At 73.1% G+C, this 13,428-nt stretch carries 12 protein-coding genes; 5 read left to right on the forward strand and 7 right to left on the reverse strand.

Annotated elements, in window-relative coordinates; genetic code table 11:
- The first annotated feature begins 18 nt into the window (after window positions 1-18).
- A complete protein-coding gene (locus tag QUG98_RS15090) occupies window positions 19-267 on the forward strand; it encodes a type B 50S ribosomal protein L31 (protein ID WP_022905175.1) in 249 nt (82 codons plus the stop codon).
- 402 nt (window positions 268-669) lie between these two features.
- Here the strand turns inward: QUG98_RS15090 and QUG98_RS15095 are convergent, their stop codons facing one another.
- A complete protein-coding gene (locus QUG98_RS15095) occupies window positions 670-1,377 on the reverse strand; it encodes a 3'-5' exonuclease (protein WP_289471372.1) in 708 nt (235 codons plus the stop codon).
- Between the two features lie 238 nt (window positions 1,378-1,615).
- Complete coding sequence (gene treS / locus QUG98_RS15100) at window positions 1,616-3,328, reverse strand: maltose alpha-D-glucosyltransferase (RefSeq protein ID WP_289471332.1); 1,713 nt, start codon at window positions 3,326-3,328, stop codon at window positions 1,616-1,618.
- A gap of 271 nt (window positions 3,329-3,599) precedes the next feature.
- On the opposite strand from treS, the gene QUG98_RS15105 reads away from it, so the two are divergent.
- Both QUG98_RS15105 and QUG98_RS15110 read left to right on the forward strand, forming a co-directional pair.
- On the forward strand, window positions 3,600-4,589 hold the full coding sequence (locus QUG98_RS15105) for an alpha/beta fold hydrolase (RefSeq protein WP_289471333.1): 990 nt from the start codon (window positions 3,600-3,602) through the stop codon (window positions 4,587-4,589).
- A 5-nt stretch (window positions 4,590-4,594) separates the two neighbouring features.
- Window positions 4,595-5,668: a glycosyltransferase family 4 protein gene (locus QUG98_RS15110; protein WP_289471373.1), complete on the forward strand. Its 1,074-nt coding sequence runs from the start codon at window positions 4,595-4,597 to the stop codon at window positions 5,666-5,668.
- A 57-nt stretch (window positions 5,669-5,725) separates the two neighbouring features.
- Here the strand turns inward: QUG98_RS15110 and QUG98_RS15115 are convergent, their stop codons facing one another.
- From QUG98_RS15115 to QUG98_RS15125, 3 genes are all read right to left on the reverse strand, one after another.
- Window positions 5,726-6,451 carry a hypothetical protein gene (locus QUG98_RS15115; RefSeq protein WP_289471334.1) on the reverse strand — a complete coding sequence of 242 codons (726 nt, stop codon included), beginning with the start codon at window positions 6,449-6,451 and terminating at the stop codon, window positions 5,726-5,728.
- Between the two features lie 222 nt (window positions 6,452-6,673).
- Entirely contained in the window at window positions 6,674-7,309 is a 636-nt protein-coding gene (locus QUG98_RS15120; protein WP_289471335.1) for a histidine phosphatase family protein, read from the reverse strand.
- The gene (locus QUG98_RS15125) at window positions 7,306-8,211 is read right to left on the reverse strand and encodes a Sir2 family NAD-dependent protein deacetylase (RefSeq protein WP_434533455.1); all 906 of its coding nucleotides are present in this window, start codon (window positions 8,209-8,211) and stop codon (window positions 7,306-7,308) included. Before QUG98_RS15125 ends, QUG98_RS15120 begins: the two co-directional genes overlap by 4 nt.
- A gap of 61 nt (window positions 8,212-8,272) precedes the next feature.
- Here QUG98_RS15125 and QUG98_RS15130 point away from each other — a divergent pair, with 61 nt between their 5' ends.
- Window positions 8,273-9,100, forward strand: coding sequence for a TrmH family RNA methyltransferase (locus QUG98_RS15130; protein WP_289471337.1), 828 nt, complete (start codon window positions 8,273-8,275; stop codon window positions 9,098-9,100).
- Window positions 9,101-9,159: 59 nt separating this feature from the next.
- Here QUG98_RS15130 and QUG98_RS15135 read toward each other — a convergent pair whose 3' ends face one another.
- Together QUG98_RS15135 and QUG98_RS15140 are read right to left on the reverse strand one after the other, a co-directional pair.
- Window positions 9,160-10,734 carry an AtzH-like domain-containing protein gene (locus QUG98_RS15135; protein ID WP_289471338.1) on the reverse strand — a complete coding sequence of 525 codons (1,575 nt, stop codon included), beginning with the start codon at window positions 10,732-10,734 and terminating at the stop codon, window positions 9,160-9,162.
- Window positions 10,731-11,930, reverse strand: a complete 1,200-nt coding sequence (locus tag QUG98_RS15140) for an acetamidase/formamidase family protein (RefSeq protein WP_289471339.1) — start codon at window positions 11,928-11,930, stop codon at window positions 10,731-10,733. The genes QUG98_RS15135 and QUG98_RS15140 overlap by 4 nt, the downstream gene beginning before the upstream one ends.
- A 159-nt stretch (window positions 11,931-12,089) precedes the next feature.
- Between QUG98_RS15140 and QUG98_RS15145 the strand changes: the two genes are divergently transcribed.
- Complete coding sequence (locus QUG98_RS15145; protein WP_289471340.1) at window positions 12,090-13,421, forward strand: D-alanyl-D-alanine carboxypeptidase family protein; 1,332 nt, start codon at window positions 12,090-12,092, stop codon at window positions 13,419-13,421.
- Window positions 13,422-13,428 lie beyond the last annotated feature (7 nt).

Genomic DNA, 13,428 nt, shown 5'->3' on the forward strand with positions numbered 1-13,428 from the left:
TCCAACCGAGGAATCTCCATGAAGACCGACACCCACCCCGAGTACAACGCCATCGTCTTCCGCGACCTGGCCTCCGGTGAGACGTTCCTGACGCGTTCGACCGCGACCAGCGACAAGACCATCGAGCTCGACGGTGCGACCTACCCGGTCATCGACGTCGAGATCTCGTCCGCGTCGCACCCGTTCTACACGGGCAAGCAGCGCATCCTCGACTCGGCCGGTCGCGTCGAGAAGTTCAACCAGCGCTTCAAGGGCTTCAGCAAGTAAGTCCGCGTTCGCGCTCGGACGGGCGGTCCTCCTGCGGGAGGGCCGCCCGTTCTGCGTCGGGCGGGTTGCCGACGCGTCGGCGTGTTCCGAACCACGTTCTCGACATCGAACCAGCGCCGCGGCCTGGTTCGATGTCGGGAAGGTGGTTCGACTCGGATGCCGCTGGGCGGTGCGGTGCGTCGCGGTTCGGAGTGCCCGCGCACAGCTGCGGCCGGGGGAATGGCCGTACGGAACCAGGTTCCCGACATCGAACCAACGCGCCGACCTGGTTCGACGTCGGTTCCGTGGTTCGACTCGGGCGACGGGCGACGGGCGACGGGCGACGGGCGACGGGCGACGGGCGACCGCGGGCAGCGCTCAGCGCGATGCACGCGGCGCAGCGCGGTGGGGAGCGTGCGAGCGCTACGAGCCGTTGCGGTGCGGCCAGCGACCGTCGGCGCTGAAGGACGGGTCGCGCTTCTTCCGCATGTAGTCCTGGAACGAGGTCGCCTGTTCGGCGCACCAACCGACCTGCTTGCGGTGGAGCTCCTCCGCGGAGACACCGAGCTCCTCCGGGTACTTCGCCGCGATGGCCTGCGCGACACGCCCGGCAGCGATGGCGTCAGCGCCGGCGTCGTGCGCGTCCGACAGCGTCACGCCGTACAGCTCGGACGCGGCCTCGAGCGTGCGCTTGCCCTTGCGGTAGGTGTCGAGCGCCTTGTCGATCACCAGCGGGTCGACGACGTTGCCGATCACGGGGGAGGCGATCCCGTGCCGACGGGCCTCGCGGTCGAGCACGGTCAGGTCGTACGGCGCGTTGTAGATCACGAGCGGGATGCCCCGGGCGAAGACGGCCTCGACCGCGGCGACGATCTCGGCGACGACCTCGCCGGCGGGACGCCCCTCGGCCTGCGCACGCTCGGTGGTGTAGCCGTGCACGGCCGCCGCGCCCTCGGGGATGGCGATGCCCGGGTCGGCGACCCAGGCGCCCTCGACGATCGAGCGGCCGGTCATGTCGATCAGACCGACGTGCGCGGTGACGATCCGGGCGGTCTCGACGTCGACACCGGTCGTCTCGAGGTCGAACACGCCGAGGGCGTGCCACCACGGGCGACCGCTGAGGTCCTGCACCGCCGCGGCGGCAGGTGCGGGCGTGTCGAGCGCTGTTGCGGAGTACGTCACGCGACGAGGCTAACGGGACGTACCGACACGCTCCACGCGACCCGCCTGCCGGGGGCGAGCCACGCCTCCCGGCCGACACGAGGACGCGGCCACCGACGGACACGACGACGCGGCCACCGGCAGTCACGACGACGCGGCCACCGGCCGGAGCCGGTGACCGCGCGGGGGACCGAGGTGGCGACCGTGCCTAGACGCCGACCGGCGCGCCCACGTGCAGCCAGTAGAACGACTGCGTCCCCATCGTCAGCGTCACGGTGCCCTCCTCGTCGAACGAGGGGAACGACCCGCCGCCGAACAGGTCGTAGAGCGGCCGACCGGCGAACTCCGGTGCCGAGATCGTCACCGACGTCGGGTTCGTGGCGAAGGAAAACACGCAGAGGACGTCTTCGGCGGACGGCCCGAACTGCTGCCCCGAGCCCTCCCACGAGCGGACGAACGCGAGCACCGACTCGTTCGTCGTGTCCTGCACGTGCAGGGAGCCCATGCCGAACACCGGGTGGGCCTTGCGGACGTGGATCACGTTGCGGACCCAGTGCAGCAGCGAGCGGGACTGTGCGAGCTGCGCCTCGACGTTCACCTGCGCGTAGTTGTAGACGAGCGACTGCACGACGGGCAGGTAGAGCTTGCCCGGGTCGGCGGTCGAGAAGCCAGCGTTGCGGTCCGGCGTCCACTGCATCGGCGTGCGGGAGGAGTCGCGGTCGGGCAGCCAGATGTTGTCGCCCATGCCGATCTCGTCGCCGTAGTACAGGAACGGCGATCCGGGCAGCGAGAACAGCAGCGCGTGGATGAGCTCGAGCTCGGCACGGGAGTTGTCGAGCAGGGGGGCGAGGCGGCGGCGGATGCCGATGTTCGACCGCATCCGCGGGTCGTAGCCGTACCAGCCGTACATCGCCTGCCGGTACTCCTCGCTCACCATCTCGAGCGTCAACTCGTCGTGGTTGCGGAGGAACACGCCCCACGCCGCCTTCTCGGGCACGTCGAGCGTCTCGGACAGGATCGCCTTGAGCTCGGCGGCGTGCTGCGCGCGGAGCGAGTAGAAGATGCGCGGCATCACCGGGAAGTCGAACGCCATGTGGCACTCGGGCTCCTCGTCGGTGCCGAAGAACGCCGCCGTCTCGCGGGGCCACTGGTTCGCCTCGGCCAGCAGGACACGACCGGGGTACTCGTCGTCGACCATCGCGCGGAGCTTCTTGATGAACTCGTGCGTCTCCGGCTCGCCCTCGCCGTTGCCCTCCTCGGACTCGAACAGGTAGGGGATCGCGTCGAGCCGCAGCCCGTCGACACCCAGGTCGAGCCAGTGGCGGACGACCTCGTAGACGGCCTCGACGACGGCCGGGTTCTCGAAGTTCAGGTCGGGCTGGTGCGAGAAGAACCGGTGGAAGAAGAACTGTCGACGGACCGGGTCGAACGTCCAGTTCGACTCCTCGGTGTCCACGAAGATGATGCGGATGTTCTCGTAGTGCTCGTCGGTGTCGCGCCAGACGTAGAAGTCGCCGTAGGGGCCGTCCGGGTCCTCACGGGACTGCTGGAACCACTCGTGCTGGTCGGACGTGTGGTTGATCACCATGTCGATGACGATGCGCATGTTCCGCTCGTGCGACTTCGTGACGAGTTCGCGGAAGTCGTCGAGGGTGCCGAACTCGGGCAGGATCGCCTTGTAGTCCGAGATGTCGTACCCGCCGTCGCGCATCGGCGACTGGAAGAACGGCGGCAGCCAGATCGCGTCGACCCCGAGCCACTGCAGGTAGTCGAGCTTCCCGATGACGCCCTGGATGTCCCCGATGCCGTCGCCGTTCGAGTCGACGAACGAACGGATCATGCACTCGTAGAAGACCGAGCGCTTGTACCACTGCGGGTCCAGGGTCAGGCCGGGCAGCTGGATCGGGGCCGTGAAGGTCAAGCGTGCTCCTCGTCGTCGGCGGGCCGGCGACGTGGCCCGACTCCGGCCACAGTAGGCGCGTGCTCCTGCTGCTGTCCGCGGGTCGGGACCCCGACCGCGTCGCGCGGCCGGACGGCGGGTCGGCCGGGCGGTGGTCGACACGTCCCGCAGGTCCTCCGGCAGGTCGGCCGGGAGGCGCGGCGCCCCTCCACAGCGCCCCGTGCGCTGGCCGTCGTCCACAGCCGGGCGCGGGGCGCACCCCCGCCGGGCGCCGCTTCGTAGACTGGCCGCGATGCAACCCCCCGTGATCTCCCCGTACCAGTCGCTCGTCGCCGCGACGCCCGTCGTGCACCGGGCCGTGGCCGTCGACGGCCGCACCACGCACTACTGGGAGTACGGGCCCGCCGACGCGACCGAGACGGTCCTCGCCGTGCACGGCTTCCGGGGCGACCACCACGGCCTCGAGACGATCGCCGCGCACCTGCTCGGCAAGCGCGTGGTCGTCCCCGACCTGCCCGGGTTCGGGACATCCGACCCCCTGCCGGTGTCCGACATCGACTCGTACGTCGCCTGGCTCACCGCGTTCCACCGCACGCTCGGCCTCGACGCCGACACGGTCGTGCTCGGACACTCGTTCGGGTCGATCGTGACGGCGGCCGCCGTCGCCGCCGGACTCGACACGCGTCTCCTCGTGCTCGTGAACCCGATCGCTGCGCCCGCACTGCAGGGGCCGCGCGCCATCGGCACCGGGATCGCGATCGGCTACTACCGCGCCGGCGCCCTGCTGCCACGCGCGCTCGGGCTCGGGCTGCTCCGGAACGGGGCGATCGTCCGGGCGATGAGCCTGGCGATGCTGAAGTCCGGTGACCGCGACCTGCGGCGGTGGGTGCACGACCAGCACGACCGGTACTTCTCGGCGTTCGCGAACCGCACGAGCGTGCTCGAGGCGTTCCGGACCTCCGTGACGCACGACGTCTCCGAGTTCGCCGACCGCATCGAGGTCCCGGTACTGCTCGTCGCAGCCGAGCGTGACGACATCACGGCGCTGCCGGAGCAGCGGGCGCTGGCCGCACGGCTCCGGGACGCCGAACTCGTCGTCGTCCCCGACGTCGGACACCTCGTCCACTACGAGACCCCCGGGGCGGCCGCCGACGCGGTGCTCCGACGGATGGCCGACACTCCGGGGTCGCGTCGGACCGGGCGGGGGACGGCTCGAGGCGCCAAGCGCGGGTCCGGACGGACGACCCGGACGGTCGCCGACGCGGGGGAGCCCGCGTCGTGAGGCGCCTGCGGATCGGCATCGACTGCCGCTACGTCCGGATCGGTCGGCACGACGGCATCAGCCGCTTCACGGCCGGCATCGTGGCGCACCTGCCCGACCGGCACGACCACGTGCTGCTCGTGCACGACGAACGGCAGCTCGCGTCCCTGCCCGACGGCATCCCGTGGGAGCGGATCCCCGCACCGACCGACGCCGGTGAGCCGTTCGTCGCCCGGGCGGTGAACCGACTCGGACTCGACGCGGTGTTCTCGCCGATGCAGACCATGGGGTCGCGCGGCCGTCGCTACGCGCTCGTGCTCACCCTGCACGACCTGATCTACTACCGGAACCGCACGCCTCCGCGGGAGTTCTCGTGGCCGATCCGACTGGGGTGGCGGCTCTTCCACCTGAGCTGGGCGCCGCAGCGGGCGCTGCTGAACGGTGCGGACGGCGTCGTCACCGTGTCCGAGACCACCGCGGGGCTCATCGAGCGGCACCGCTTGACGAAGCGTCCCGTGACCGTGGCGTACAACGCGGCCGACCCCGCCACGCCGCGCGACCCCGCTGCCGGACGTTCCCGGACGCTCGTCTACATGGGGTCGTTCATGCCGTACAAGAACGTCGAGACGCTCGCGGCCGCACTGCCCCTGCTCGGCGCCGACTGGACGCTGCACTGCATGTCACGGGTGTCCGATGCCGATCGCCGTCGGCTCGAGGCACTGGCGCCGTCCGGGTCGATCGTGTTCCACGATGGTGCGTCGGACGACGAGTACCTGACGACCCTGCGGGGCGCGACGGCGCTGGCGACGGCCTCGTTCGACGAGGGCTTCGGCATCCCCCTGGTCGAGGCGATGGGCGTGGGCACACCCGTGGTCGTCAGCGACGTCCCGATCTTCCGCGAGATCGGCGGGGACGCGGCCGAGTACTTCGATCCGTCCTCGCCGTCCGCGGTCGCCGCTGCGGTGCGCCGACTCGAGGGTCGCTGGGACGAGGCCGCACGGGCGTCGCTGGAGCGGGCGGCACGGTTCCGGTGGCAGGACTCCGCGGAGCAGGTGACGCGCGCGGTCGAGCAGGCCGTCGCGGGTCGGCAGCGCGGGTGACGGGAGCCGCCGTGCGGACCGCAGAGGCCGACCCTGCGGACGACGCGGAGCGTGTCGTCAGGACGGCTGGCGCGCACTGACGCCGGCGTCGGGGAAGACGTCGTGCGTCGCGCGCTGGGCGACGTCCGTGATCGCCGCGAGGGCGACGTCGGTGGCGGCCGTGACGAGCTCGACCCGTTGCGCGGCTGTGTCGTCCGACGGCGCGTCGGTGGCCCAGTCGCACCGCACTGCGACGACACCGCCGATCCCCGCCACCGACCTGGCGACCTCGAGTCGCTGGCGCGTGACCTCGGCGTCCGTCGTGACCCCGATCACCATGGTGTCGAACCGGACCTCCGCCGACACGACGACGCCGTTGCCGTCCGCGTCGGCGGCCGCCGCGCTGAGTGCCCGGGTGATGTCCACCTGCTGGCCGTGGGACAGCCCCGGTGCCGCGTCGACCACGGCCGAGACCCGGTACGCCGCCAGGGAGTCCCGCGTCGTCTCCTCGTCGCGGACGGCGCGCACCCCCGCGACCTCGGTCGCCGCGGTGCGGAACCGGTCGAGCGCTGCCTGCGGACGGGGGAACACACCGCCGACCCCGGTCTGGATGCTGCCGACGATGGTCGAGAGCACGACGGCGATGACGACACCGGCCGCGACGAAGGACAGCGTGATGACGGTGCCGCGTCGCAACCGCTGACCGGTGGACGCCGTCGTGACCGAGGCCGTCTCGGGACCGAACGCCCGGTCGAGGTCGTCCGTCGGGTCGACGCGGTCGTCCGCCGGTCCCTGGTTCGTCACGGCCCCTCCTCGCGCACGGGTGCGATCACCACCGGGCGGTGGTCGGGTCGCCCGTGGAGCGGAGCCTAGTCCGGGCGGGTCCTGTCGATCCCGCGGCCGCGGGTAACGGTCGGGTACCGGTCCGCTGCGCGCGGGTGACCCTCGGCCGATCCGCTACGCGGCCCTTCCGTCGCGCGGGTGACCCTCGGCCGATCCGCTGCGCGCGAGGGACCGCTGCCCGCGCTACCGGCGCTCGAGCGGGTTCTGCTCCGCGAAGGACTCGTCGCCGGTCTGCTCGGAGACGTCGTCGAGCGGGTCGTCGAAGCGCACGAGCTCGGCGCGGAACCGTTCGGGGTCCCAGCGGAACGAGTGCACGGACCCGTTCCGGATCGGCGTCGTCCACCGGTCCGCCGTGCCGGGAGCGGCGGCGTTCACGACGGCGCGGATGACGGCACCGTGCGTCGCGACCACGACCGACCCGGCGTCGAAGCGGACGGCGATCTCGGCCAGGGTCTCGGTCGCACGCGCCAGGAGTGCGGAGCGGGACTCGCGTCCGGGGATCACGTCGTCCGGGTACCGGCGGGCCACCTCGGTGTCGGTGAGCCCCTCGGCCTCGCCGTACGAGCGCTCCGCGAGACCCGGGTACGTCGTCGGCTCCGGGAGCTCGAGGTGCCGGGCGATGATCGCGCCGGTCTCGAACGCGCGGGACAGCGGCGAGGCGACGACCGCGTCGAACCGTCGGCGGCCGAGGAGGAGCGCGGTGGCCGCGGCCTGCGAGCGCCCGGTGTCGTTCAGGGGGATGTCGGTCGAGCCCTGGATGCGCCGCTGCGCGTTCCAGTCGGTCTCGCCGTGCCGGACCAGGGTGAGGAGCGTCGTCACCCGTCGATCCTGCCAGACGCCCCTCGAGCGGCCGGCGCAGCGCCCGACGACGGAACGGCCGACGACGCGGCGTCGGACGGCACCAACCGTGCGGCCAACGCCTCGAGCGTCTCCGTCGTCCCGGCGTCCAGCTTCGCCGCCGCCCGGCGATCGCTGCGGGTGGCCCCGCGGTTCACGATGACGACCGGGTGCTTCCGCCTGGTGGCGTGGTCCACGAGCCGGACGCCGGAGTTCACGGTGAGCGACGAGCCCACGACGAGCAGCGCATCGGCGTCCGCGACGATCGAGACCGCCTCGCGGAACTTCTCGGCCGGCACGAACTCGCCGAAGAACACCACGTCGGGCTTCAGCACCCCGCCGCACACCGAGCAGTCCGGCACCCGGAACCGTTCGACGTCGGTGATCTCGACGTCACCGTCCGGCTGGAGCTGCACGGTGCCCGGTTCGTCGATCCACGGGTTGTCGCGGTCGAGCACGGCGGCCAGGTCGGCGCGCGAGAACACCTGTCCGCAGGTCAGGCACACCGCGCGGTCCATCGAGCCGTGGATCTCCACGACCCGCCGCGACCCGGCGCGCAGGTGCAGGCCGTCGACGTTCTGCGTGACGATGCCGGTGAGGATGCCCGCGTCCTCGAGTGCTGCGAGCGCCCGGTGGCCCGTGTTCGGTCGGGCGGCGGCGAAGGTGCGCCAGCCGAGGTGCGATCCGGCCCAGTACCGCTGGCGCTTCGCGGGGTCGGAGCGGAACTCCTGGAACGTCATCGGCTTCCGCACCACGCGCCCCTCGCCGCGGTAGTCCGGGATGCCGGAGTCGGTGCTGAGACCGGCGCCGGAGAGCACGGCGACACGCTTGCCCGCCAGGAGCTCCACGACGCGGTCGAGCTCGTCCGTCGTCGGGTCGGTCAGCACGTCGTCCACGGTACCCTCAACAGCCGAACGCCCAGCCGCCTTCCCAGGAACGAGCCCCGTGCACCCCATCCGCATCGACTCCCTCGACGACCCCCGCCTCGACGACTTCGCCCGGCTGACCGACGTGGCGCTCCGCCGGGTCACCGAGCCGGAGGGCGGGCTCTACATCGCCGAGTCGAACACCGTGATCGAGCGCGCGGTCCGCGCCGGGCACGTCCCGCGCAGCGTCATCGTCCAGGAGAAGTGGCTCGACAGCGTGCTGCCGCTCGTGGCGGAGCACGAGGGGCCGGTCTTCGTCGGACCCGACGCACTGCTCGAGGACCTGACCGGCTTCAAGATGCACCGTGGCGCCCTCGCCGCGATGCACCGCCCGGAGCTGCCGTCCGTCGCCGACGTCGTCCGGGACGCGAAGGTCGTCGTGGTGCTCGAGGACGTCGTCGACCACACGAACGTGGGCGCGGTGTTCCGGAGCGTCGCCGGACTCGGGGCGGACGCGGTGCTCGTCAGCCCGCGCTGCGCCGACCCCCTCTACCGCCGCAGTGTGCGGGTGAGCATGGGCACGGTGCTCCAGGTGCCGTGGACCCGCATCGGTGAGTGGCCCGCCGCGGGCGAGGAGCTCCGCGCGCAGGGCTTCCACCTTGCCGCGATGGCGCTCACCGACCGCTCGGTCGACCTCGACGCGTTCGTCGCCGACGTCCCCGAGCGGGTCGCGCTCGTGATGGGCACGGAAGGGCGGGGTCTGACCGACGCCGCCATCGCCTCGGCCGACACGACGGTCCGCATCCCGATGGCGCACGGCGTCGACTCGCTCAACGTCGCGGCAGCCAGCGCCGTGGGCCTCTGGGCGGTCACGCACGCGCAGCGCGCTGCACGACCGACCGTCTGACCCCTCCGGCCCACGCGACGAGCTCGGATCCCTCAGGTCGCGCAGCTCGCGCAGACGGTTCACACCGCGCCGGCCGGGAGGCTCGCCCCGACCCCGTCGCGCAGCCACCGCTGCGCCGTGGTCACCAGGGCACGGTCGCTGCCGGTCCCGCCGGTGAGGCACACCCCGACGGGCGCGCCGTCGACGCTGAGCGCCGGCACGCTCAGCGAGGGCACCCCGCCCACGCTCGCGAGCGCGGTCATGGTGGTCGTGGCGATCCGCACGCGCTCGAGCTCCTCCGCGCCGGCCGTGAGCGACGGCGCCGGACCGGGCGCGGTCGGGGTGACGAGCACCCGGTCGGCCAGGGCTTCGCGGATCGCGGCACGGACGACGGGGAAGCGCTCGCGGGCTGCCGCGACGAGGTCCGCTTCGTTCGCTGCAGCCGCGGCGAACCGCGCACCGACGACGACCCCGAGGGCACCCGGGTGGGCGGCGATCCACGCGCCGTGCACCGCGGTCGCCTCCGCGCCCTGCACGAGTCGCAGGAGCTCACGCAGGTCGTCGAGCGGCGGGATCCCGAGGTCGTCGAGGGTCACGACCGGCAGGTCGCCGGCGACCGCGCGGAAGGCGTCCTGCGTCGCCGGGTCCGCCGCCGCGAGGAGCTCGGCGAGCACGACGGGTGTACCGGTGTCCGACGCGTGCGAGGAACCCGGCGGCACCGACGCGTCGAGGGCGCGGACCAGGGTGTCGGCGTCGCGCGTCAGCCAGCCGACGGTGTCGAACGACGGGGCGAGGGGCAGCAGCCCGGCGCGGTCCACGACGCCGTGCGTGGTCCGGAGGCCCCAGAGCCCCTGGTACGAGGCGGGGATCCGCAGCGATCCCGCGGTGTCCGTGCCGAGTCCGACGTCCGCCGCGCCGGAACGCACGGCCGACGCGGACCCGCTGGACGAGCCTCCCGGCACACGCGACGGGTCGGCGCCGTTCGGCGGGGTGCCGTGGTGCTCGTTCCGCCCGGTGAGGGCGTAGGCGAACTCGTCGGTGCGCGCGATGCCGCGGACCGACGCACCCGCGTCGAGGAGTGCGGCGACGGCGGCGGCGGACGCGGCGGCGGGCTCGGACTCCCGCAGGTACGTCGGGTTGCCCGCGCCGACGCGGTGTCCGGCGACGGCGTACAGGTCCTTCACCGCCACCGTGTGACCGTCGAGGGGTCCGCTGCCGGTGGGCGGGAGGAGCGGGTCGCCGACGACGCGCCAGACCGTGGTGTCGAGGGGGCGCTGTCGGCCGGTGACGTGTGCCGCCTCGATGCGCCACGCGTCGGCGTCGCGCCGCCAGAGCTGGGTCTGCAGGCCCGACCCGCCGTCGCGGAACGTGGAGACCGAGACCACGAGGGCGAGGTCCTCGGCGAGCACTCGGACCTCGACACGGCTCAGGTGCCGTGGGGCGATCCCGCCCCGCGTCCCGCGGAACGCGCTGATCGCGTCGTGGCCGACGAGCAGCCCGCGGTCGTCCCCGCGGAGCGTCGACGGGGAGCGGACGAAGGCGTCGTCGAGCGCGGCCAGGTCGTCCTGCGCGAGCGCCCGCTCGTAGGCGTCGAGGGCGTCGAGGAGCCCGGGGGGTCCGGACGGACCGCCGGCGCTGGGTGCCGCGGCGCTCACCGGACGTCCTCGAAGTCGGCCTTGCGGATGCGGGCGTGCGCTCCGGTGACCAGGTCGACCACCTGGGAGACGTCGAAGTCGGTCGCTGCGCTGAGGTAGGCGTACGCCAGGTGCGGCTCCATGCCGTACCGGGCGCCGAGGATCGCGATCGCGTGTCGGACGCAGGCGCGGACGGCCTCGTCGAGGTCGGGGTCGAGCCCGGTCGGCACCAGGTGCTCGTGCGTCTCGACGAGCGGCCAGACGAGCTCGCCGAACTGCTGCGCGGCCTCGGCGGCCGGCGTCACGTCGAAGCGCACGGTCGCACGGAGCGAGGCCTCCATCGCGGTGAGCGCGACCTCGCCGTCGCCCTGCGCGAAGTGCGGGTCGCCGACGTACGCCAGCGCACCGGGCACGAGCACGGGCAGGTGCAGCTGCGCACCGACCTGCAGCAGGTTCACGTCGATGTTGCCGCCGTGGCGGCCGGGCGGCACCGAGTGCAGCCGTTCACCGGGCGTGGCGACGCCCATGATCCCGAGGAAGGGCGCGAGCGGGAAGCGGGCGTACCGGTCGCCGCCCTCCGTGATCGGGATGCGGCCGCGGGGGCCGTCGTCGCCGGGCACCACGTCGGCGAAGACGCTGACGGTCGTGCCGTCGACGGGGTACTCGCCGTGCAGCGCCCCGCGGCCGTGCCGGTTGGACACCACGCCGTAGGGCACGCGGGGGAGCGTCTCGAGGACGGTCATGGTGAGGACGTCGCCCGGCTCGGCACCCTCGACGGCGATCGGCCCGGTGACGACGTGCGGGCCGTCCTGCTCGGGGTGGCGGCGACCCGCCCTGGCGATCGCGACGGCGTCGGCGAGGACGTGCTCGGGTGGGACGCCGTGACGGCCGAAGAAGGCCACCGGGTCGCTGCCCTGGTCCGGCAGGAGTCCCTCGTGGCTCACCGTGTCGATCGTCAGGTCGTCGCCGGGCGCGAGCGTGACGACGGGGCGGTCGTCGCCGTTCGGGAGTCGCCCCCAGAGCACCCGGTCCGCCTCGGCGGGCAGGTACCGGGACGAGCGGACGGGGCCGGTCCCCGGCTGGAGCACCGGCGTCGTGGCCGTCGTGCCCGTCGTGCTCGTCGGGTCCGTCGTCCCTGTCGCGCTCGTGCGGCCGACGGTGGGCGGTGCGGTGGTGCGGCCGCCCGACGGGGCGCCCGGGGTGGATCCGTGGTGCATGTCCAGCACGCTAGGGGCAGCCCGACGTCGGACGGGGGCCGCAGCGCGATGTTTTACGTGTTCGTCACACGGCGGGGGCGACCCGAGTCCGCTGGCCGGCGCCGGCTGCCGGTCCGCTGTCGGCCGACGTCCCGGCACGGCCCGCTACCCTCGGTTCCCGTGCCCCGTCCCGTCCGCAGCCCCCGCTCCGCCGTCCGGAGGCCCGTGACGATCGGCGTCGTCGCGGTGCTCCTGCTCGCCGTCGGGTACCTCGTGGCCGTCGCGGTCGTGCCGTTCGCCCCGGCGAGCGCCACCACGACGACGTACTCCGCCCCGACCTCGACCCTGCCCGACCTGCGGTTCCCGGGCTACGGCGCGACCGCGGTGCAGGCCACCGGGTTCCCCGAGAGCCTCCGCACGAGCGGCGACACGGAGCCGCGGTCCATCGCGAGCATCACGAAGGTCGTGACGGCCCTGGTCGTGCTCGACGCGAAGCCCCTCGACCGCGGGGCGTCCGGGCCGACGATCCGCTTCGACGCACAGATGCAGGCGCTGTACGCCGAGTACCTCGCGCAGAACGGCGAGGTCGCTCCGATGCCGGACGGTCTGCAGCTGTCCGAGTACCAGACCATGCAGGTCATGCTCATGAAGTCGGCCAACAACTACGCCGGCGCCCTGGCGCTCTGGGCCTTCGGGTCGATGGGCGCCTACCAGCGCGCGGCCTCGACCTGGCTCGAGGCGCACGGCCTCGACCACACGACGATCCACGAGCCGACGGGCCTCGACCCGGCGAACCAGTCGACCGCGACGGACCTCGTCCGGCTGGGGCAGCTCGCGCTGGCGGACCCGGTCGTGAAGGAGATCGTCGGCACGCAGCAGGTGACGGTGCCCGGGGCCGGGCAGATCGAGAACTCGAACAAGCTCCTCGGCCTCGACGGGATCGAGGGCATCAAGACCGGCACGCTCGACCAGGCGGGCGCCTGTCTGCTCTTCGCCGCCACGTACCAGCGCGGCGGACGCCAGGTGACCGTCGTCGGGGTGATGCTCGGCGGCAGGGACCACCCGTCGCTCGACGTCGACGTCCGCACGCTGCTCCGCTCGGTGGCCGACAACTTCCAGGTGGTGACGCTGACGCACGCCGGTCAGACCTTCGGCACGTACTCGACGCCGTGGCACGACGACGCCGACGCCGTGGCCGACCGGGCCGCCGAGGTCCTGGTGTGGGGGGACACCAGGGTCACCGCGCGCACCCGGCTCGACAGCGTGACCCTCGGCGACCGCGGCGAGCGCGTCGGCACGGTGCGGTTCACCATCGAGCACCACGACCCGGTGACGGTGCCGCTCGAACTCGAGCGCTCCATCGAGGACCCGGGTCTCTGGTGGCGCTGGACGAACCCCTTCCGTGGCGTCGAGACGACCGCAGCAGCCGGACCGACCGCAGCCGCCGCGCCCACCGCAGCGGCCGGGCCGGCCCCTGCAGCGTCCGCCGGGCGCTGGGGGCTCGCCGCGTAGGCTCTGC

This window comes from Curtobacterium subtropicum (assembly GCF_030362975.1).
GTDB classification, from domain to species: domain Bacteria; phylum Actinomycetota; class Actinomycetes; order Actinomycetales; family Microbacteriaceae; genus Curtobacterium; species Curtobacterium subtropicum.

Bases quoted from the DNA above. Each gene is read 5' to 3' on its own strand.
- QUG98_RS15090 (WP_022905175.1), top strand. From the start codon at position 19: ATGAAGACCGACACCCACCCCGAGTACAACGCCATCGTCTTCCGCGAC.
- QUG98_RS15105 (WP_289471333.1), top strand. From the start codon at position 3,600: ATGCAACCCCCCGTGATCTCCCCGTACCAGTCGCTCGTCGCCGCGACG.
- QUG98_RS15140 (WP_289471339.1), bottom strand. From the start codon at position 11,930: ATGCACCACGGATCCACCCCGGGCGCCCCGTCGGGCGGCCGCACCACC.